Here is a 21,088-nt window from a genome sequence, read left to right as displayed (position 1 = left end):
GCACCTGCCTTATTTAACTTGAACAAATTCTTTTGTATCTTCCAGCCGTACTGAAACCAGCATGGACACACCGGACTCCTGCATGGTAACCCCATAGAGGACATGCGCTTCCTCCATTGTTCCTTTTCGATGAGTGATGACAATGAATTGGGTCTCCTGGCTGAATTTCTTTAAATACTTGCTGAATCTCTGGACATTCGCTTCATCCAGGGCCGCTTCGACCTCATCCAGTATGCAGAACGGAACCGGCCGCACTTTCAAGATGGAAAACAAGAGGGCGATTGCCGTCAATGCACGTTCCCCTCCGGAAAGCAGGCCGAGGTTTTGCAGCTTTTTACCCGGAGGCTGGGCGACGATGTCCACCCCGGTATTCAACAGGTCATCAGGTTCCGTCAATTTCAACTCGGCTCTTCCCCCGCCGAATAACGCCGAGAACACGCCCTCGAATTCAGCTTTTATGGCGTGGAAGGTAAAGTCAAACCGCTTGACCATCTCACCGTCCATTTCTTTAATGACTTCATGGAGGGTATCTTTTGCTTCCTGCAAATCTGTTTGCTGCTCAAGAAGGAACTGATAACGTTCTGAAACCCGTTCATATTCATCAATTGCCCCAAGATTGACCGTGCCCAGCTCTTCCAGAGCCATTTTAATGAGTTTAACTTTCTTTCTTGCCTCATCAAGATGCATGGTCAGCGGGTAGTCTTCTTTAGCTGCCTCGAATGTCAGCATATATTCTTCCCTTAGATGGGCAAGACGGTTCTCAAGTTCAACATCCAGACGATTAATTTTCACTTCTTCGTCTTTCAGTGCCCCCAACAACCCCTTATGCTGCCTCTTTAATTCTTTGAGGTGAAGTTCTTCATCTTCGACCGCAGTTTGAATCTTCATTCTTTCTTCACGGCGGCTGCTGATAAGGCTGGCTGTTTCCTGCTTTTCACGCGCTCTGGCTTCGGCATTCGACTGAAGCTGCTCTTCCCCTGAAAAGTCATTTTCCATTTCGGTTGTCAGCCATTGAAGATCTTCTTCAAAATCCTTCTTTTTCTTTTCTGACTGCTGCAGCTCTTCATTTAAACGTGAAAGGACACTCTTGCTTGCGTTAAGTTGTTCATAACGTGCAGCAAGTTTTGCCTTCAGCTCACTGATTTCGTCCGCAATTTCTTCTTTAGACGACCTGTCATTATTTTTCTTGTCCGTCAATCCTTCAATGCGGACCTCCATGGTGAGAAGTTCCTGAGAAATAGCATCCAGTTCTTTTTCCAGTTCTTTTATCCGTGCTTCATTCTTCGTTCTCTGAGCTGAATATTCTCCTTTTTCCATATCATAGAGGGAGAGTCGTTCATCCATATTCTTTTGAGATAGCTCAAGTTCTCTCTGCCTTGATTTCTGCTCTTGTTCCTCATATCTGAGTTGTTCGCCTTTCAGCCTCATATCTTCTAGTTTTTTTTCAGCATGGGATATATCAGCTTTATACTGCTTGATTTGGTCTTCAAGAGCCGATGTTTTATCTTCCATCTGCTTAAGTTTTACGGTCAACTCTTCAAGCTCGCCTTTTCGGCTGAGAAGTGAAGATTTCTTCTGTTTGACGGCACCCCCGGACATTGACCCGCCCGGATTGACAACATCTCCATCCAGTGTGACAAAACGGTAGCGGTAGCCTGCGGACTTTGCAAGTGCGTTTGCCCCTTTAAGGTCTGCAGTGATAACGACATTTCCAAGGAGATTGCCGACTATGGATTGATATTTGCGGTCATATTCCAGCAGATCGGATGCAACACCGACAAATGACTCCTGACCGCTCAACAGAGACAATTGTGAGGAAGGGATCGATTTTTCTTTGATGACATTCATTGGAAGAAATGTCGCTCTGCCATATTGATTTTTCTTCAAGTAGGAAATAGCTTCCCGGCCGTGTGACTCACTTTCAACGACCACATGCTGCATAGCGGCACCTAACGCTGTTTCCATGGCCTTCTCATATTGTTTAGGAACCGAAATCAGCTCTGCTACAGCTCCTTCCACTCCACTGAGAATACCGTTCCTTGCTTTCAGTACTTCCTTTACACCCTGAAAGAAGCCTGAGTAGTCATCTTCCATCTCTTCAAGCATTTCTTTCCGGGACTTTGCTTGCTGAAGGAATTGATAGGCTTGGTAAAGAGTCGTTTCAAGTTTTTGATACTTGGTCTTCATCGATTCAAGGTTGTTTTTTTCTTTTCTGAACAAAGTCACCTGTGCATCTATGGACTCTTTTATTTCTTGCAGCCTTATTTCTGTTTCCCTTTGTGCTTGCTGGATTTCCTCCCGCTGTCCAAGAAATTTCTCATTATCTTCATCCAGCCTTCTGCTCCGGCCGGATTGCTGATCTAGTTGATTTTGCAAATATTGCATCTCGTTTTTTGCAGCGGCCTGGCGATTCAGCTTTTCAATGTAATCCCCTTTAAGGGTTTCAATCATTGTTTCAATATCATCATTGAAATGCTCATAGCGCTCTTGCTTTTCTGAAAATAGTGCTTTAAGTTTTTCTGTCTCACCTTTAATTGCAGTATATTCTTTTTCTGTTTCCTGCTTTTCCTTGAAGAGTTTTTCAACTCGCTTCTTAGCCTCTTCAATATTTTTTTCAAGCTGTTCACGATTGTTGGAGGCGTTCTTCTTTCTTTCCTGAAGAACCTGCTTCCTTCCTTGAAGTTTTTCAAGTTCCTCACTTGCAGCAAGGAGAACCTCCTGCAGCCCCGAAATGGACTCATCAAGGGCCGCAGCATTATCCCGGAGCTTTTCAAGATGCGCTTCTCTCTTTTGAATTTCAGAGGATAACCTTATTTCATCTTCACCGTGCATTTCAAATGAACGGCTTAAATCCTGCCATTGAGTGTGAAGGTCCTCAATTTCGCAGACCGTCACCCCGACCTCCACTTTTTCCAGTTCTTCTTTTTTCTCAAGATAATCCCTTGCCATAGAGGCTTGTATCTTTAGGGGCTCTACCTGACCTTCAAGTTCGGATATGATATCATTCACCCGGTTAAGGTTTTCCTGAGTTTCATGAAGCTTGGCTTCTGCCTTCTTTTTTCTGTTTTTATACTTAAGGACACCGGCAGCATCTTCAAAGATGGTGCGCCGCTCTTCAGGTTTGCTGTTCAAAATTTCTTCGACTTTCCCCTGGCTTATGATGGAGAAAGCTTCTTTACCCAGACCGGAATCCATAAACAGTTCAATAATATCTTTCAGTCGGCAAGGCTGCTTATTTAAAAGATACTCACTGTCTCCAGACCTGAAGACTCTCCGTGTTACACTCACTTCGCTGTATTCTATCGGCAGGGCACCGTCACTATTATCCAATGTCAGTGTTACCTCAGCGAAATTCAATGGTTTCCTGGAATCACTTCCTGCAAAGATGACATCCTCCATCTTCGCACCTCGCAAAGATTTGGCTGATTGTTCACCAAGAACCCAGCGAATGGCATCGATGATATTGCTTTTTCCGCTTCCATTAGGGCCGACTACTGCTGTTACGCCGGGAACAAAATCCACAGAAATTCTCTCTGCAAACGATTTGAATCCTATGACATCTAGTTGTTTGAGGAACATAGTCTTCCCCCTTAATTTTCTTCAAGCTTATTTTTAAGTTTTTCCAGCGCCATTTGTGCAGCATGCTGTTCAGCTTCTTTTTTCGATCTTCCGGTACCGATACCAAGTTCTTCTCCATTCAGGCAGACCCTGGAAACGAACTCCCGGTTATGGGCAGGGCCTTTTTCTTGAAGAATACCGTATTCGATGACGCCGGCACTATCCCTTTGCACTAACTCCTGAAGCTGGCTTTTAAAATCCATCACATGAGAAAAAGCACCGGAATTAATCTTTGGATAGACATTCTTCTCTAAGATTGCAAGAACGGGCTCGAGTCCCTGATCCAGATAGAGTGCGCCGATAAATGCTTCGAAAACATCGGCTAAAAGGGCAGGACGTTCCCTTCCACCTGTCAGTTCTTCCCCTTTACCAAGAAGGACGAGTTCACCGAATTTCAAGTCATTGGCAAAAGTGACCAGTGACGGCTCACAAACAATCGCTGCTCGCAATTTTGTTAATTCCCCTTCACTCATGGTAGGGTATTTTTTATATAAAAATTGCGATACAGTCAATTCCAAGACTGCATCACCAAGAAATTCGAGACGTTCATTGTCTTCATATGGTTTTTTCCGATGCTCATTCACATAGGATGAATGAGTAAAAGCCTGTCTAAGCAGTTTTTCATTATTAAATTTTATGTTATGTTCCTTTTGAAACTCTTTGAATTTTTCATCAATGATTTGCATTGATTGTTTATCTCTGTTTCTTACCTGTTTCCGCATTGGGCCTCCACCTTGCTTTTATTGTTTACTATTTTTTTGTAAAGGTCTTTTCACATGCATTGTGCCTTTAAACAAGAATGTTTGCTTAAGAAAAGCCTTAATTCACGAAATTTTTTACATACTACTCAAGTTTATGATAAAACGGGCGAAATCGCAAAGTTTGTTTGAATATATAATCGTGTTACATAATGTTTATTGTTATAAAAATAAGAGGTTGTTCTTGAAGAGGCAGACACCTGGACAAAAGGGAAAACTAACAGCGCTTTGCAGCTTACCCTAATCCAGACATTCTGTGCCATAACTCTTCAAAAACAGCCTCTAAAAAGGAACAAGCGCTCCGCCATAAAGCGGAGCACCATCAAAACATCGATTAGCCTTTGTTATTTATGTAGTTCACAGCGTCACCGACTGTTGCGATTTTTTCTGCATCATCATCAGAAATTTCCATATCGAACTCATCTTCAAGTTCCATTACCAATTCAACCACATCTAGTGAATCAGCTCCTAAGTCTTCTTTGAAAGAAGCTTCAAGAGTTACCTGAGATTCGTCAACACCAAGGCGGTCAACGATAATTTTTGTTACACGATCTAGTACTTCTGCCATTCTTGTCACCTCCCCTCAAGTTATTATAGTAGATTTTAATGAATAATCAAGAACCGTATATTGATTTTCCGTTCTTGTAATGAAAATGTATTAATAAAATTGAACGTTTTTAATCAGAAGCTCTTTCCCTTTAATAAGGGGTTATGGATTTCCGCTCCAAGTGCGTGACTCCGCGGGGCGGGCGGTGAATTAAAAAGCGTAAGCGGCCGTTCAGCGACGTACAGATTTTAGTGCTATCGCATGAGATAAAGGAATCACGAAGAGCGATAGTGATTCGATGATGACTTATCACAAGGAGAGAGACCGAAATCTGCTAGTCGCTGGCCGCTGGAACTAGATGAGCCTCCTCGGTAGGGAGGGTCCGTTCCGGTGGGTACGGACCCCGCGGGTTACGTTCCAGTGGGTACGTAACCTTGGTTTACGTTCCAGTGGGTACGTAAACTAGGTCTCACCTGTCATCAAAAGTGGAAGCGCCTTGGTCAGCCCCGACAGGCAAATGTTCCAGAGAGAATAAAAGGCGATCTCTCCTTTTAATCTCTCCGGGTTATTTGACCCCGAGGGGCTGGGTTACGTTCCAGTGGGTACGTAACCTCGGGCGCTGAAACTAGACGTCCCGCTAATCCCGCAGGAGGTCACGCACCTTCCGCTTCAATCAACCGGTGTTTCTATATTGATTGGAAATTTGAATGCTCAGGTTCCAGAGTATCCAATTCCAAAAAGAAATAGGAGCAAAAAATGCTGATTTTATGAATGGTTACCATTGCGCATTCCGATCTGGATTTAACATCATTCACGACCTAAGCCCTATTTAGAGTAAAGTGGTTTCCTCTACAATCATAAAATTCTAAGAGAACGTGGTATTACTAAAGATTAATTAACCACTGCTTTTGTAACAGCCGGTTAATAGCAATTACATTACCATTCCGCCGTCAACGTGAAGGGTTTGTCCCGTCATATAGGAAGAATCCTCTGATGCAAGGAAGCTGACCACTCGCGCGATATCTTTGGCTTCACCGAAACGACTGAGAGGTATTCCTTTAAGCATTTCAGTCTTGACTTCTTCACTGAGCTCGTCCGTCATGTCAGTCGAGATGAATCCCGGTGCGACTGCGTTGACAGTAATTCCTCTTGCCGCAAGCTCTCTGGCAGATGTTTTCGTCAATCCGATCACACCTGACTTTGCCGCAACGTAATTTGCCTGCCCAGGGTTGCCGCTCACACCAACAATCGATGAAATATTAATGATTCTTCCGCTTCGCTGTTTCATCATTTGGCGGCTGACTGCCTTTGTACAGAGAAACACACCTTTTAAGTTTGTATCAATAACCTCATCCCATTCATTTTCCTTCATCCTCATCAAAAGGTTGTCCCTTGTGATTCCAGCATTATTAACAAGGATATCGAGTGAACCAAAACGGGAAATGGTTTCCTTTACCATAGATTGTACAGATTCCCCATCTGCCACATTGCACTGAATGGCAAACGCTTCTCTTCCCATGGCCTTGATTTCTTCAGTCACTTCATTGGCTTTCGCTTCACTGCCTGCATAGTTTACCGCAACATTGGCCCCCTGGCGTGCAAGCTCAAGCGCAATCTCTCTTCCAATCCCGCGTGAGGCACCGGTAACTAAAGCTGTTTTTCCTTCGAGATTCATTGTGCAGCCTCCTTTAGCTTCTCTACTGTTTCTCTAAAGCTTTCTTCATCATTTATCGAGAATGTATTTACCCTGCGATTTACTTTTTTGATAAGCCCTGAAAGAACTTTTCCCGGGCCGATTTCGACGAATGTATCCACTCCGGCATCCAGAAGCTTAACCACCGTATCTTCCCAAAGGACAGGAGAGTATAGCTGCTGAATCAATCGTTCTTTAATTTCAGTGGAACTTGTCATTGGCTCGGCATTCACGTTTGCAATGACTGGAATTTCTGCATCCTTGATCGAAATTTCATCCAATACCCCCGAAAACTTCTCTGCAGCAGGCTTCATCAAAGAAGAGTGGAACGGTCCGCTCACTTGCAACGGAAGCACACGCTTTGCTCCCTCCTCTTTAGCAAGGTCAGAAGCCAATTCTACACCGCGGAAAGAGCCGGAAATCACGATTTGTCCCGGGCAGTTTAAGTTGGCAAGGCCAACATGGTTGCCTTCAGCGGAAATTCTCTCCGTGATTTCAGAAAGTTTATCGCGATCCATTCCTAAGACAGCCGCCATCGTCCCTTCTCCTGCTGGAACTGCTTCTTCCATATATTCTCCTCGCTTACGCACAGCGTATACTCCATCTTCAAAGGAAATGGCACCTGCCGCAACAAGAGCCGAATATTCCCCAAGACTGTGCCCAGCCGTATAATCCGGCTTAATCCCCTCTTCCTCAAGCAGTTGAAGGAACGCAATGCTGGTCGTTAATAAAGCAGGCTGAGCGTTTTCCGTTAATGTCAGCTTATCTTGAGGGCCCTCAAAAATCATGTTAGAAAGATTGATTCCGAGCCGCTGATCTGCACTCTTAAAGTACTCTTCCACCTGCGGGAATTTATCTGCCAGGTCTTTCCCCATGCCAGCTTTCTGTGACCCTTGGCCGGGAAATATAAATGCTATTTTACCCATAGTGTCCTGCTCCCCTTTCATTCACTCTCTTGTTTCGTTATAGCTTCGCTTATTGTCTCAGATACAGAGTGGCTGACCATCTGTCTAGCCTGCCGGATTGCATTGAATAGTGCATTTGAATTAGAGGATCCATGAGCTTTAATTACAGGCGCATTCAAACCGAATAAACCCGCACCTCCATACTCAGTATAATCAAGCATGTCTTTCATCTCTTTCAAGTCACTTTTTACAAGTCCTGCAGCAATTTTATTCTTCAAGGAAGATGTAAGGGTTGTTTTAAGCATTGAGAAAATCGATAATGCCGTTCCTTCAATAGTCTTCAACACCATATTACCTGTGAACCCATCTGTCACGACAACATCTGCCGCACCATCAAGCAGGTCCCGCGACTCCACGTTTCCAATAAAATTGACCGGGGCATCCTGCAGCAAGGAAAATGCTGCTTTCGTCAGTTCATTTCCCTTCTTTTCTTCCGTACCGATATTCAACAGGCCCACTCTTGGGTTAGCTATGCCCCGTACTTTCTCAGCATAAATACTTCCCATGACGGCATATTGCAAAAGATGTTCAGGCTTGGCATCTACATTTGCACCTAAATCAAGCATTAAAAATCCTTTTCCATCCAGTGTCGGCAGTGTTGGTGCAAGGGCTGGCCGTTCTATGCCCTTGATCCTTCCGACTATAAATAATCCTGCTGTCATAAGAGCACCGGTATTCCCTGCAGAAATGCAGGCATCCGCCTTACCATCAGCCACCGCCTGGGCCATCAGCACCATGGAAGCCGTTTTCTTCCTTCTGACCGCTCTCACAGGCTCGTCAGTTCCCAAAATTACTTCAGAGGTATGAACGACTTCAATTCTTTCATGAGGACCAATCACTGCGTTTATTTTTTCTTCATCGCCAAATAAAATGATTTCAACATCCTGAAATTCATCTACAGCCCTCTTAGCACCAAGCACAATCTCATTAGGAGCATTGTCTCCGCCCATTGCATCTATGGCTATTTTCATTATCCATCACCCTTTTCAGCATCGTTTGAGCGATACATTTCAAATTCGCCGGCAAATACTTTTTCACCGCCGACATAGCTATCGACTTCCACAATCGTACGTTCTTTATGTATATCTATCACCTTGGCCTTGGCTATGACCCGTTCACCCTCTTTGACAGGACGAGTAAATCGGATTTGAGATTTCGCCGTCAACGCCAGCTCATCGTTGATTACAGCCACTGCCAGTGAGTTTGCCTGGGCAAACAAATGATGGCCTCGCGCAATCCGGTTTCGCTTAAAGACATGTTCGCCTTTTACATCGAAAATTGAAATCGCATTCCGGTCAAGCTCGATATCAATGATTTCACCTATAACTTCATCTATCGGCAGGGATTTCACTTCATCATCAAAAGTTTTTTCGGCGACATGCTTGATTCTTTCCCTCAACTCAGGAATTGAGAGTTCCATGCGGTCCAGCCTGATCGTTTGGACACTGACCCCAAACCGTTCAGCAAGTTCCTCATCTGTAATGAAGGGATTTTCTTTTATTGTATCCGACAAATGTATTTGCCGCTGTTTTTTTGTTGGTCTCATTCTATACACCATCCGCTACTAGTACTAGGTACTAATAGTAGTATATAATTAAAAAAATCAGATTGCAAGCAGATGCAATCTGATTTTAATCCAATTTTTCACCTTGCAGAACACCTGATTCCTCCAGAAATTTCCTTAATCCTGCATATTCGGCTGCACCCCAGAATTCCTCGCTCTGAATCAGGCCTTGAGCATCGTTCCTGGCCACTTCAAGCGCCCTGTAATCATGAATCATATCAGCCACCTTAAACTCAGGTAGTCCACTTTGCTTCTTGCCGAAAAAGTCTCCCGGCCCCCTCAACTCCAGGTCTTTCTCACTCAATTCAAATCCATCATTGGTTTCAGTCATGATGCGCATCCGCTCTTTCCCGACGTCCGTTTTCGGATCGGCTAAAAGGATGCAATAGGATTGATCGCTCCCTCTGCCTACTCGCCCCCTTAACTGGTGAAGCTGAGAAAGCCCGAATCTTTCTGCGTCATAAATGACCATCATCGTTGCATTTGGCACATTCACCCCTACTTCCACCACGGTGGTCGATACAAGGACTTGGATTTCATTCCTGCTGAATGCTTTCATGACTTCATCCTTTTCATCGGAATGAAGCCTCCCATGCATGAGACCGACATTGTATCTGTCCTGAAAATAAAATTCCAATTGCGCATGAACATCTATTGCATTTTGTACATCAAGCTTATCCGATTCCTCTATTAACGGGCAAATAACGTATGCCTGCCTGCCTTGAGAGAGTTCTTTTTCCATAAAGTCAAGCACCCGTTCAAGCTTATCCTGTTTCGCCCAATAGGTTTCGATTATTTTTCTGCCTGCTGGCATTTCATCAATGATCGAGACATCCATTTCCCCAAACACGGTGATTGCGAGTGTCCGGGGTATGGGAGTTGCCGTCATGAAGAGGACATCCGGACTTTCACCTTTTTCACGGAGGACTCTTCGCTGCTGCACACCGAAACGATGCTGTTCATCTGTAATGACCATGCCAAGGTTCTTAAAATTCACCTCATCCTGTATGAGGGCGTGAGTTCCAATCAGGACATCAATCTCCCCGTCTGCCAGCTTTTGAAGCAGCAGCTTTCTCCGTTTTCCTTTTACTGAACTTGTTAACAGTGCTGTATTCAGTCCAGCAGGAGCAAGAAGTTCACTCAGTGACTCAGCATGCTGTTCTGCAAGAATTTCAGTAGGGACCATCAACGCCCCCTGATATCCGGCCGTAATACTGGAAAACAAAGCGATTGCCGCAACCACCGTTTTACCGGATCCAACATCTCCCTGAAGAAGCCTGTTCATGCGGTAGGGCGACTTCATATCAGCAGAAATTTCGTTGACTACCCTTTTTTGGGCACCGGTCAGTGGAAACGGAAGGCTGTTGATGAATTCTTTCACCTTTTGTAGATCATAATTCTGCGAAATCCCCTTGGAGTGTTCCCTCTCAAATTTTCGCAGCGCCTGCATCTTCAGCTGAAATAAAAGGAACTCTTCATACACCATTCTTCGCCTCGCATGTTTCAGACTATTTGGGTCTGACGGGAAGTGAAGGTTAAAAAGGGCTTCCTTCCGGTTGAGAAGTTTATATTGTGTCCGTAATGCTTCGGGAATGGGTTCTTGAATTTCATTCCCATAGTGATCAAAAGCCGCTCTGATATATTTGCGTAGGGACTGATTTTTAATAGAACCTTTCAGGGAGTATACAGGCTCAAAATCCCCTTTGGCTGTATGAGGACCTAGAGAATATTGCTGTACCGTGATGATCTGCCGGTTTTTATCCCACTTGCCGGTAACCGTAATGGTATCCTGCAGATTCAGTTTCTTTTTCAAATACGGCTGATTAAAAAAAGTGGCCTGAATAAGGTAGCCGCCTGCCAGCAGGCGAACATTGAGGCGCGACTTCTTTTTACCGTAGAACATCAGCGAAGGGGCAGAATGAATTTTCCCTTCAACTGTTACCCGTTCCTCATTTTCTGCTTCTGCTAAATCCTTGAGACGATAGTCTTCATATCTGTATGGAACATATTCGATCAAATCACCGACTGATTGAACATTCATTGAAGCAAGCTGCAAAGCAGTCTCGTCACCGATCCCTTTAATATCTGTTACGGGTATTAAAAATAAATCACTCACCTTTATTCAATGACACTCCGAAGATCTTAGCCTCCAGCTCACGTCCTGTCGGTGTGGCTGCCAGCCCGCCTTGCGCTGTCTCCCTTAACGCCACCGGCATTGTCTGACCGATCTTATACATTGCATCGATCACTTCATCGCATGGTATGCGGCTTGTTATGCCAGCAAGCGCCATATCTGCGGCAACCATTGCATTGGCTGCTCCCATTGCATTCCTTTTCACACAAGGAACTTCAACAAGTCCTGCTACAGGATCACAAACAAGTCCCAGCATATTTTTCAGTGTGATGGCCATCGCTTCCGCACTTTGGCTTGGCGTACCCCCTGCAATCTCAACAATCGCTGCTGCAGCCATTCCTGCTGCGGAACCCACTTCTGCCTGACATCCACCGGCCGCACCTGAAATAGATGCATTATTTGCCACTACAAACCCAAATGCACCTGAAACAAACAAGAACCGAACCATTTCTTCTCTAGTCGGATTAAGCTTTTCCTTTACAGCAAACAGTGTGCCCGGCACTACCCCTGCTGATCCTGCTGTAGGTGTGGCACAAATCGTTCCCATGGCAGCATTCACTTCGTTTGTGGCCACTGCCTTACTGACAGCATCCAGTAAGAATTGTCCGGAAAGGTAATTCCCCTTCTCAATATATTTCTGAAGAAGGACAGCATCTCCGCCAGTCAACCCTGAATGAGATTTCACTCCCTGGAGTCCTTTTTCAACCGCTTCCTCCATGACAACAAGGTTTCTCTCCATTTGAGCGAAGACTTCATCCCATGTTTTGTTTTTATATTCCATTTCTTGTTCAATCATTATATCTGATATCTTCTTATTGCTGCTTTCTGCAAGTTCGATTAATTCTGCTACATTGCGAAACATATTGATGCTCCCTTCCGAATAAGTGTGAAAGCGCTGTCACGTTTTAAGTGATTAATCAGCAATCATGGTCACCTGGGTGACATTTGATAGTGCTTTTAATTCCTCTATCACTTTATCTTCAATATTATTTTGATCAATTTCTATCGTCATGAGTGCCATTTTTCCTACTTCTTTTCTGGATACGTCCATATGACCGATGTTGATCTCATGTTTGGCAAGCACTTGTGAAACTGCTGCGATAGCACCGAAACGGTCCTCGTGAACGACAAGTATTGCCGGATGATGCCCTGAAAGCTTCAGTTCAAAACCATTGAGTTCCGTGACTTCAATCTTCCCGCCGCCAATTGAAATTCCTACTAGTTCCATTTCACTTTTATCATCCCCAAGGCGAATCCTGGCCGTATTAGGATGGTCTGTCACTGCATCTTCTTCACGGAATTTGATCTTGATTCCTTTTTCTTTCGCAATCTTTAATGAATCTCTTATTCTCTCATCGAATGTATCATAATCCATCAGGCCGCCGACAATAGCCACGTCGGTACCATGTCCTTTATAGGTCTTCGCAAACGATCCATAGAATGAGATTTCAGCCCATTCAGGATCCCGCCCAAAAAGGTTCCTCGCAACCCGCCCAATTCTGGCCGCCCCTGCAGTATGTGAACTTGAAGGACCAATCATGATAGGTCCGATGATATCAAACACACTTTTATATTTCATTGCCTTCTCCCCTTCCCCATTGCATCTATAACATCATTCATTTCACAAATTGTCTTTAAGACTGTCTACTACCTATAATAACATGACTTTTATTTCCTTACATCTGTAAGCGCCAAGGCAGAAAAAACTTTCTATACATAAGGAAATAGAAGGGGAATCCCCTTCTATTATTGATGTCATTATTCTATTGAGAAAATGAAGGAATACAGAGGCTGCTTACCGTTATGGACCTCTACTTCCACATCTTCATATTGTTCTTCAACAAACTCTGTCAAGGCGTTAACATCTTCTTCAGATGCTTCTTCACCATATAGAATTGTAAGGATTTCAGCATCTTCATCAAGCATTTCATTCAGGAGGTCCTTAGCTGTTTCCAGGCGTTCTTTTCCTGTTACAACGATTTTCCCTTCAGAAATCCCCATGAAATCATCCTTCTGGATGCTAAGTCCGTCTATGCTTGTATCCCTAACAGCGAATGTGACTTGTCCGGTTTTTACATAGCTTGAGGCATCCGTCATGGACTGCTGGTTGTCTTCGGTGCTTACGGATGGATTGAATGCAAGCAGAGCAGCCATTCCCTGAGGTACCGTCTTGGTCGGTACAACTACGACATCACCCGATATGACTTCTGCTGCCTGGTTAGCTGCCATGATGATGTTTTTGTTATTCGGCAGGATGATGACCTTTTCTGCATTCACTTCTTCAACAGCTTTGACGATATCTTCCGTGCTTGGATTCATCGTTTGTCCGCCTTCGATTACATAGGTCGCACCAATACTGCGGAACAATTCCGCAATTCCTTCACCCATTGATACCGTAACGATGCCGTACTCTTTCTTTTCCTTAGGCTTGTCGGCTTTTGGGGTTTCAGCGTTCAGCTGATGAGAAGTTTCATTCATGATAGTCCTGTGCTGCTGGCGCATATTTTCAATCTTAAGGTTGATCAGGCTGCCATATTTCTGTCCGTAGCTTAAGACTTCACCCGGCTGCTCTGAATGAATATGTACCTTTGCAAGTTCATCATCACTAATGACCAGTAATGAATCACCGAATGCACTTAGATCATTTCGGAAAGCTTCTTCAGAAAAAGCTTCTTTGTCTTCTTCAAAACGAACCATGAACTCAGTACAATATCCGAACTCGATATCTTCTGTATTCATAAATCCCTGAACGTTTTTATGGTGTTCTGCACTTACAAGTTCATCCATTGAAGGAAGGGAAGTATGTTCAGACACCTGTTCTCCCTTGAGTTCTGCCAGGAATCCTTCATAAACAAGCAGTAATCCTTGACCACCGCTGTCAACTACTCCAACTTCCTTTAAAACAGGCAATAGGTCAGGTGTTCTGTTAAGGGATGCTCTCGCCTCTTTTACGATTTGTTCCATCAAAGCAACGATGTCATCTTCATTTTCAGCTGTGCTTACCGCTTTTTTGGCAGCATCTTTTGCCACTGTCAGGATCGTTCCTTCAACAGGTTTCATTACAGCCTTATAAGCCGTTTCTACGCCTGTTTGCATTGCCGCGGCAAATTCTTTACTGTTCAAAGCAGGTTTGTTTTCAATCGCTTTGCCAAATCCTCTGAACAACTGGGATAGAATTACACCAGAGTTCCCTCTTGCTCCCATTAACAGGCCTTTTGATAAGGCACCTGCCACTTTTCCGATATTCTCTTGAACATTATTTTGAACTTCCTTGGCTCCGGAAGTCATGGATAAGTTCATATTTGTTCCAGTATCACCATCAGGAACCGGAAATACGTTTAAAGCGTCCACCATCTTTGCGTTGGCAGCCAAATTATTGGCACCCTGAATGACCATTTCCGCAAAACGCTTTCCTTCCAAAGATGTAATTGACACAAATCTTCCTCCTCACTACGGGTTCGTTACTCGAACACCCTGAACAAAAATATTTACTGAATCGACCGCCAAGCCGACGGTTTTGTTAAGAGTATACTTGACCTTTGACTGTACATTGTGAGCGATTTCAGAGATTTTTGTCCCATAACTCACCATGATATACATATCAATATGTACTTCTTCCTCTTCCTGGCGAACGATTACACCCCGAGTGAAGTTCTCTTTGCGCAAAATATCAGTTAAACCGTCTTTAATTTGATTTTTAGAAGCCATTCCGACAATCCCATAACAATCAACAGCAGCTCCGCCTGCGATCATTGCAATGACATCATTAGTTATATCAATTTGCCCGAACTTCGTTTTCATTTCGATGGACATGATTGTTCCCCCTTCTTATACATGCTTGGCTAAAAACATTTTACTATAACAATGCTATTTTTAAAAGCTAAAGTGATGTCAAAGGACTTTTTTAAGTATTATAAACTTTATTTTTCAACCTAAACCTGGTAACTATTATTAATAGTATAAGCCCTTCCTTTCAGGTGATTATACATGATTATAGAAACTTTTATTGCTGCATTCGTTAATAAAAGATTTTTGCAGAAGCGCCTACCCCTCATGTCACTTTAGAGAAATTATCAATTCAAAATAAAGATTTCCTGCGTTTCCTTCAGCGCTTGTAGAGTCGATCAAGCCTGCTCCACACTTCTTTGTCCAGCTGCAGCCGCTAGACCCTCGGGTCACTGGAAAATAACCGTGAAATCCAAGTTCAGGATTTCTCTGTTATTTCCCCAATGCCTGTCGGGCCTGAGCAAGCGCCTTCCGCTTTTCTATTGTCCGGTTGCGCCGGCTGACTCCTCGAGTCGCTTCGAAAAAACTCAAAAATCCAAGTTCGGGATTTTTGGAGTTTTTCCTCCAGCGCTTGTCGGAGTCGATCAAGCCGGCTCCACACTTCTATCCGTCAAGTATTTTTTCTTGATATCTTTTTGTAGAAGTGTTGCATTGTTTTAGGTTGTATGATAAATTATTAAAGTATCTTTTATGACTATGTTGAAATGTGAAACAACTGATATTGTTTCAGCTTCTTTTAAGAGGAGGGAATACCATGCCAAAAAAATGCGCAGTAACTGGCCGTAAAGCTCGTTCGGGCAACGCTCGCTCCCACGCAATGAACGCTAACAAGCGTACATGGGGCGCTAACTTACAAAAAGTTCGCATTCTTGTAGATGGAAAACCAAAACGTGTTTGGGTTTCTGCAAGAGCTTTGAAATCTGGTAAAGTTGAACGTGTATAATGTTCATTAAAGAGACATCCTGATGAGGGGTGTCTCTTTTTTTATTTCTCGGACTATTTTGAGTGTTACAATAGAGGCTATTTTCGTACATCATTCTACCATCCGCTCTGTTTGATGCTCTAATAAAGGCTCTTTTCGTACATCATTCCACCATCCGCTCAATTTGATGTCCTAATAAAAGCTCTTTTCATACATCATTTTCTCCATCGTCTCTTTTTGATGTCCTAATAAAAGCTCTTTTCATACATCATTTTCTCCATCGTCTCTTTTTGATGTCCTAATAGAGGCTCTTTTCATACATCATTTTCTCCGTCCACGATTAAGTCCATATAATTGTGTAAAAAGAAAGAGTCATTTTCTTCTTTCTTGTCAACAATGTTTTCAACCACGATAAACATTGAAAGAAGGAATGAAAATGACTCAAATACAGTTTAGCCTAGATCTGGATATTTTAAAAGATTCTGTTATGGAATCTAATCTTGATACTATAGTGAAATCTTCAATTGTATTAGTGTTAAACAACGTCATGGAAAAAGAACGAGATGAATACTTACAAGTCAGCGCTTATGAACGTTCTTCCGAACGCAGAGATTATCGAAATGGATATTATGAGCGTGAGCTCCTAATTGGAATTGGAAAGCTTAAATTACGAGTGCCACGTACACGAGAAGGTGCTTTCTCTACTTCTATGTTTGAAAAATTCACCCGTGTCGATCAAGCGCTCACACTCTCTATGCTTGAAATGGTGATAAACGGTGTATCTACTCGCAAGGTTACGAACATTGTTGAACAGCTTTGCGGAGAGGGTGTATCGAAATCCTTTGTTTCTTCACTAACAGAAAAGCTTGATCCCATTGTGAATAAGTGGGCGACACGGCCTCTTAACGTTCAATACTTCCCTTATCTTTACGCTGATGCCACATATATTAAAGTTCGTGAACACAATAAGGTAGTCTCCAAAGCAGTTTACATTATGACAGCCATGAATGAAAATAAGAAGCGTGAGGTTATTGGTTTGAAAGTCGATCATGTAGAAAGCTTTGAAGCTTGGCAGGGCTTTTTCCAGGAGTTGAAGTCTCGGGGGTTACAATCCCCAAAATTGGTGATATCTGATGCCCATTCGGGCTTGAAGAAGGCAATTGAACGTGAATTCATTGGAACTGCTTGGCAGCGCTGTACCGTGCATTTCAAAAGAAATATTAATGACCACATACCTAAAAAAGGCAAGAGACAAGTAATCAATGGGCTAAGGAAAATCTATCATTCGATTTCCAGTGAAGAAGCGCGAGCTTCTAAAGAAGAATTTATCAAAAAGTATTCAGATAATCCTAAATTAGAAAAGGCTATAGAAATCTTGGATGAAGGGTTTGAAGACTCTATACAATATCTTAATGAGCCTGACAAATACCATCTAAATATTGCAAGTACAAATTCAATCGAACGCCTCAATCAAGAAATAAAGAGAAGGGTAAGAGTAATAAGGATCTTTCCGCATACTCAATCAGCCTTCCGCCTAATAGGGGCCCTCTTGATGGAGAATGAAAACCTTCAGTTAAATAAAAGAAAAAGATGAGGCTAGCAGCAAAAGCGAACCGCGAAATTTTTTGACCGGAAAGGGGGTACCCCCTTTCCGGTCAAAAAATCAAAACCTATAAATCGTTGAAGCATTGTAGAACAATTTACACAATAATAAGGACTTGACTCCGTCCACTCTGTTTGATGTCCTAATAAAAGCTCTTTTCATACATCATTTTCTCCATCATCTCTTTTTGATGTCCTAATAAAAACTCTTTTCATACATCATTCCTCTACCCGCTCTGTTTGATGCTCTAATAAGGGCTCTTTCATACATCATTTTCTCCATCATCTCTTTTTGATGTCCTAATAAAGGCTCTTTTCATACATCATTCCTCTATCCGCTCTGTTTGATGCTCTAATAAAAGCTATTTTCATACACCATTCCTCTATCCGCTCTTTTTGATGCTCTAATAAAGGCTCTTTTCGTACATCATTCCACCATCCGCTCTTTTTGATGCTCTAATAAAAGCTATTTTCGTACATCATTCCACCATCCGCTCAATTTGATGCTCTAATAAAGGCTCTTTTCATACATCATTTTCTTCATCGTCTCTTTTTGATGTCCTAATAAAGGCTCTTTTCATACATCATTTTCTCCATCGTCTCTTTTTGATGTCCTAATAAAGGCTCTTTTCATACATCATTTTCTCCATCGTCTCTTTTTGATGTCCTTATAAAGGCTCTTTTCATACATCATTTTCTCCGTCCACTCTGTTTGATGTACCAATAATATCCCTGCACCATTTTCTTTTCAAAAGAGCTTTCCAGAATGAATTCTATTTTTAAAGCGTTCAAGGTGGACTTACTACCTTGTTTTAACTCAAATAAAAACACCCCAGATATCAGGGTGTTCAGGTCTGTCATTATTCTTTTTTAAATGTCCCCAACATTGCTTTCACCAGTCCACCCAAAAATTTAGGCAGCTTAATCGTATAAAATTTCATTAACAGTCCCTCCCCGTCAATCTAAAACCTGCTGTCTCGCTTGAATCGGTTATAGTATATTCAAACGATGAATTTAAGTACGCATTACAAATTTAAAAGTGCCTAATCATGACTTCTTATCACCATTAATATGCCGTTAGTGAAGGAAAAAGTACCAGATGACTGAATAAGTTCGTTACTTATACATAGTGTGGATCCCATTGAAATATTCCTGTTTTGAAGGGGGTACTTGAATCCTGTAAGTGTCAGCGCCTCCACTTCAGTGGTCAGCGGCAGGAATGATACATACTTACTCTCACTGTTTTCTTTAAGAGTATATTCACCCGGTGGAACAATTTGAACAAGATTTTGTATGTCGATGATTTCAATCTCAATTGAGGGGTGAAGGTTTTCTTTTTTCCCGAGTAATTGGATATTGGCCAAGAAGTGATCTATTCTTCCTCCGGTGGCCCCGAATACCCTGATCTTCTCCGGAGATTTTTTCATGGCCCAGTTCAATGCCAGTTCCATATCCGTTTCATCCTTTTCAGGCAGATACCGGTTGATTTCTTCTACCTTTTCTTCAATCAATTGCCATTCTTCCTCAGTGACCGAATCAAAATCACCAAAGGCCATATCTGGTTTGATTCCATGATGAAGCAAACGGAACACGCCATGGTCGACCCCTACCCAGATATTTGTTTCATTTTTGTATTGATGAAGGTCAGGTATGAATTCTTCCGGTCCTCCGCCTAAAATGTTGATTTTCATAGACACACCTCTTTCTTTGAGTGTATTTCCATAGGAAAAATTAATATTAATCTCTTTCTCCCAACCGTCAAGTATTACTAATCATATAACCCCTTGCCATACATATTCAATCCGAAATGAAACATATTGCCGCTTGAGGGCTTAGGGGGGCTTTTATGCCGCTCCGTTTCAATATTAATGATAGTTGAAACAGCCTAAAAAAAGACCGATATAGAGACGAATCTTCCATACCGGTCCGTGGTTCCTTTATTTTTCAGCAGCTTCACGTATGGCAGCGATCGCCTGTCCGCGGTCTTCTTTATTATAGATGGCAGAACCTGCTACAAATACGTTTGCTCCCGCATCCGCACAAACCTTAACTGTCTCAGCTGTAATGCCGCCATCTACTTCAATCTCCAATGAAGGATTGAATTGCTGGGCAAGCTCATGAACTTCACGAATCTTAGGCACTACTGACTGAATAAAGCTTTGACCGCCAAATCCAGGGTTCACCGTCATCAAAAGGACCATATCGAGGTCTTCAATGACATGCTTGATCATGTCCACAGGTGTGCCTGGATTTAATACAGCCCCCGCTTTAATTCCCCGGGATTTGATAAGTTGAATCGTCCGGTGAAGGTGCGGAGTGGCTTCTGCATGCACGGTGATATAATCCGATCCCGCTTCTGCAAAAGCCTCAATGTATTGATCAGGATTTTCAATCATCAAGTGTACATCCAACGGCAGGTCTGTAACGGGCCTGATTGCCTTTACAATCATCGGGCCTAACGTAATATTCGGAACAAAGTGACCATCCATGACATCGACATGGATATAATCTGCTCCTCCCGCCTCCACTTCCTTGATTTCATTTGCCAGGTTTGCAAAGTCTGCTGAAAGAATCGATGGTGCAATTTTAACCATTTCAATACCTCGGCTTTCTGTCTTTTATTTCATTATAGAATTGTTGATAATGTTCGTAGCGGAAATCAGGAATTTCTCCATCTTCCACTGCCTTTTTGACTGCACACTTTGGCTCATTGATATGAAAGCAGCCCCGAAACTTACACTCTTCAGACTTCTCCGCCATTTCAGGGAAACAGGAGGAGAGGCCTTCCAGTTCAAGCTCACTGAATTCCAATGAACTGAAGCCAGGCGTGTCGGCGACAAGTCCTCCTTGGTCCACCTCAATAAGCTCCACATGCCTTGTAGTATGCTTTCCTCTCCCCAGATGGGTCGAGATATCACTGGTTTTCAGCTCAAGCTCAGGACGAAGAGCATTAAGAAGGGAAGATTTCCCCACTCCCGATTGACCTGCAAAAACAGAAATCTTGCCTGCGAGATGAGGATTCAACGCAGACAGTCCTTCTTCTGTCTTTGAAGAAGTCATGACCACTTCGTACCCAAAGGACCGGTACTTTTCGACATAGTCATTGATCGCTTCCCTCTCGGTATCATTCACTAAGTCCATTTTCGTTACACAGATCAATGGTTCAATGTCTTTGCTTTCCACCAGAACCAGAAACCTGTCCAGTAAGGCTGTGCTGAAATCGGGCTCTACAGCTGAAAACACCAGAATGGCCTGATCAACATTGGCAATCGGAGGTCTCACTAATTCATTTTTCCTCTGGAAAACTTCAAGGATATAGCCCTCTTGCTCATTATCTGCCTGAAAACTGACATGGTCGCCAACTAGAGGAGTTATCTTATTCTTGCGAAAGACTCCTCTTCCCCGGCATTGGGTTATTTCATCATTGCTCAGGACGTAATAAAATCCGCTAAGTGCTTTTATGATTTTGCCTTCTGGCATAACTAGCCTCCTTGAGTGT

General features: G+C 43.0%; 18 protein-coding genes. 2 read left to right on the top strand and 16 right to left on the bottom strand.

Translation table 11 applies throughout. The annotated features are described in order from the left end of the window. Positions 1-9: 9 nt before the first annotated feature. The 12 genes from smc to V1502_RS07090 form a co-directional block, all read right to left on the bottom strand. Entirely contained in the window at positions 10-3,579 is a 3,570-nt protein-coding gene (smc, locus tag V1502_RS07145; protein ID WP_409253673.1) for a chromosome segregation protein SMC, read from the bottom strand. An 11-nt stretch (positions 3,580-3,590) separates the two neighbouring features. Next, positions 3,591-4,340, bottom strand: a complete 750-nt coding sequence (gene rnc / locus V1502_RS07140; protein WP_409253672.1) for a ribonuclease III — start codon at positions 4,338-4,340, stop codon at positions 3,591-3,593. Between the two features lie 370 nt (positions 4,341-4,710). Further along, complete coding sequence (gene acpP / locus V1502_RS07135) at positions 4,711-4,944, bottom strand: acyl carrier protein (protein ID WP_006838176.1); 234 nt, start codon at positions 4,942-4,944, stop codon at positions 4,711-4,713. Between the two features lie 910 nt (positions 4,945-5,854). After that, on the bottom strand, positions 5,855-6,598 hold the full coding sequence (gene fabG, locus V1502_RS07130; RefSeq protein WP_409253671.1) for a 3-oxoacyl-[acyl-carrier-protein] reductase: 744 nt from the start codon (positions 6,596-6,598) through the stop codon (positions 5,855-5,857). Further along, positions 6,595-7,542 (bottom strand): ACP S-malonyltransferase, encoded by a 948-nt coding sequence (gene fabD, locus V1502_RS07125; RefSeq protein ID WP_409253670.1) that lies wholly within the window; start codon positions 7,540-7,542, stop codon positions 6,595-6,597. The genes fabG and fabD overlap by 4 nt, the downstream gene beginning before the upstream one ends. A gap of 17 nt (positions 7,543-7,559) precedes the next feature. Next, complete coding sequence (gene plsX / locus V1502_RS07120) at positions 7,560-8,552, bottom strand: phosphate acyltransferase PlsX (protein ID WP_409253669.1); 993 nt, start codon at positions 8,550-8,552, stop codon at positions 7,560-7,562. Next, entirely contained in the window at positions 8,552-9,127 is a 576-nt protein-coding gene (gene fapR / locus V1502_RS07115; protein WP_409253668.1) for a transcription factor FapR, read from the bottom strand. Before fapR ends, plsX begins: the two co-directional genes overlap by 1 nt. Before the next feature lie 85 nt (positions 9,128-9,212). Next, positions 9,213-11,261: an ATP-dependent DNA helicase RecG gene (gene recG, locus V1502_RS07110; protein ID WP_409253667.1), complete on the bottom strand. Its 2,049-nt coding sequence runs from the start codon at positions 11,259-11,261 to the stop codon at positions 9,213-9,215. Beyond that, the gene (sdaAA, locus tag V1502_RS07105; RefSeq protein WP_409253666.1) at positions 11,254-12,141 is read right to left on the bottom strand and encodes an L-serine ammonia-lyase, iron-sulfur-dependent, subunit alpha; all 888 of its coding nucleotides are present in this window, start codon (positions 12,139-12,141) and stop codon (positions 11,254-11,256) included. The genes recG and sdaAA overlap by 8 nt, the downstream gene beginning before the upstream one ends. 51 nt (positions 12,142-12,192) lie before the next feature. Then, the gene (gene sdaAB / locus V1502_RS07100) at positions 12,193-12,858 is read right to left on the bottom strand and encodes an L-serine ammonia-lyase, iron-sulfur-dependent subunit beta (RefSeq protein WP_409253665.1); all 666 of its coding nucleotides are present in this window, start codon (positions 12,856-12,858) and stop codon (positions 12,193-12,195) included. Between the two features lie 179 nt (positions 12,859-13,037). After that, the gene (locus V1502_RS07095) at positions 13,038-14,714 is read right to left on the bottom strand and encodes a DAK2 domain-containing protein (protein WP_409253664.1); all 1,677 of its coding nucleotides are present in this window, start codon (positions 14,712-14,714) and stop codon (positions 13,038-13,040) included. Between the two features lie 15 nt (positions 14,715-14,729). Beyond that, positions 14,730-15,092, bottom strand: a complete 363-nt coding sequence (locus V1502_RS07090; RefSeq protein WP_409253663.1) for an Asp23/Gls24 family envelope stress response protein — start codon at positions 15,090-15,092, stop codon at positions 14,730-14,732. Positions 15,093-15,819: 727 nt separating this feature from the next. On the opposite strand from V1502_RS07090, the gene rpmB reads away from it, so the two are divergent. Beyond that, positions 15,820-16,008: a 50S ribosomal protein L28 gene (gene rpmB, locus V1502_RS07085; RefSeq protein ID WP_409253662.1), complete on the top strand. Its 189-nt coding sequence runs from the start codon at positions 15,820-15,822 to the stop codon at positions 16,006-16,008. Between the two features lie 415 nt (positions 16,009-16,423). Next, on the top strand, positions 16,424-17,581 hold the full coding sequence (locus V1502_RS07080) for an IS256 family transposase (protein ID WP_409253661.1): 1,158 nt from the start codon (positions 16,424-16,426) through the stop codon (positions 17,579-17,581). An 868-nt stretch (positions 17,582-18,449) separates the two neighbouring features. On the opposite strand, the gene spoVM is transcribed toward V1502_RS07080, so the two are convergent. From spoVM to rsgA, 4 genes are all read right to left on the bottom strand, one after another. Continuing rightward, positions 18,450-18,530 (bottom strand): stage V sporulation protein SpoVM, encoded by an 81-nt coding sequence (spoVM, locus tag V1502_RS07075; RefSeq protein ID WP_006837352.1) that lies wholly within the window; start codon positions 18,528-18,530, stop codon positions 18,450-18,452. 102 nt (positions 18,531-18,632) lie between these two features. Next, positions 18,633-19,280, bottom strand: a complete 648-nt coding sequence (locus tag V1502_RS07070) for a thiamine diphosphokinase (protein WP_409253660.1) — start codon at positions 19,278-19,280, stop codon at positions 18,633-18,635. A gap of 246 nt (positions 19,281-19,526) precedes the next feature. Further along, positions 19,527-20,183, bottom strand: coding sequence for a ribulose-phosphate 3-epimerase (gene rpe, locus V1502_RS07065; RefSeq protein WP_409253659.1), 657 nt, complete (start codon positions 20,181-20,183; stop codon positions 19,527-19,529). Between the two features lies 1 nt (position 20,184). Further along, positions 20,185-21,069 (bottom strand): ribosome small subunit-dependent GTPase A, encoded by an 885-nt coding sequence (gene rsgA / locus V1502_RS07060; RefSeq protein WP_409253658.1) that lies wholly within the window; start codon positions 21,067-21,069, stop codon positions 20,185-20,187. Positions 21,070-21,088: the final 19 nt, after the last annotated feature.

The organism is Rossellomorea sedimentorum (assembly GCF_046237645.1).
GTDB lineage: Bacteria > Bacillota > Bacilli > Bacillales > Bacillaceae_B > Rossellomorea > Rossellomorea sedimentorum.
The sequence above is the reverse complement of the archived record's forward strand: the minus strand, read 5'-3'. Positions and strand labels throughout refer to the sequence as shown.

Bases quoted from the DNA above. Each gene is read 5' to 3' on its own strand.
- smc (WP_409253673.1), bottom strand. From the start codon at position 3,579: ATGTTCCTCAAACAACTAGATGTCATAGGATTCAAATCGTTTGCAGAG.
- rnc (WP_409253672.1), bottom strand. From the start codon at position 4,340: ATGCGGAAACAGGTAAGAAACAGAGATAAACAATCAATGCAAATCATT.
- acpP (WP_006838176.1), bottom strand. From the start codon at position 4,944: ATGGCAGAAGTACTAGATCGTGTAACAAAAATTATCGTTGACCGCCTT.
- fabG (WP_409253671.1), bottom strand. From the start codon at position 6,598: ATGAATCTCGAAGGAAAAACAGCTTTAGTTACCGGTGCCTCACGCGGG.
- fabD (WP_409253670.1), bottom strand. From the start codon at position 7,542: ATGGGTAAAATAGCATTTATATTTCCCGGCCAAGGGTCACAGAAAGCT.
- plsX (WP_409253669.1), bottom strand. From the start codon at position 8,552: ATGAAAATAGCCATAGATGCAATGGGCGGAGACAATGCTCCTAATGAG.
- fapR (WP_409253668.1), bottom strand. From the start codon at position 9,127: ATGAGACCAACAAAAAAACAGCGGCAAATACATTTGTCGGATACAATA.
- sdaAA (WP_409253666.1), bottom strand. From the start codon at position 12,141: ATGTTTCGCAATGTAGCAGAATTAATCGAACTTGCAGAAAGCAGCAAT.
- sdaAB (WP_409253665.1), bottom strand. From the start codon at position 12,858: ATGAAATATAAAAGTGTGTTTGATATCATCGGACCTATCATGATTGGT.
- V1502_RS07090 (WP_409253663.1), bottom strand. From the start codon at position 15,092: ATGTCCATCGAAATGAAAACGAAGTTCGGGCAAATTGATATAACTAAT.
- rpmB (WP_409253662.1), top strand. From the start codon at position 15,820: ATGCCAAAAAAATGCGCAGTAACTGGCCGTAAAGCTCGTTCGGGCAAC.
- V1502_RS07080 (WP_409253661.1), top strand. From the start codon at position 16,424: ATGACTCAAATACAGTTTAGCCTAGATCTGGATATTTTAAAAGATTCT.
- spoVM (WP_006837352.1), bottom strand. From the start codon at position 18,530: ATGAAATTTTATACGATTAAGCTGCCTAAATTTTTGGGTGGACTGGTG.
- V1502_RS07070 (WP_409253660.1), bottom strand. From the start codon at position 19,280: ATGAAAATCAACATTTTAGGCGGAGGACCGGAAGAATTCATACCTGAC.
- rpe (WP_409253659.1), bottom strand. From the start codon at position 20,183: ATGGTTAAAATTGCACCATCGATTCTTTCAGCAGACTTTGCAAACCTG.
- rsgA (WP_409253658.1), bottom strand. From the start codon at position 21,069: ATGCCAGAAGGCAAAATCATAAAAGCACTTAGCGGATTTTATTACGTC.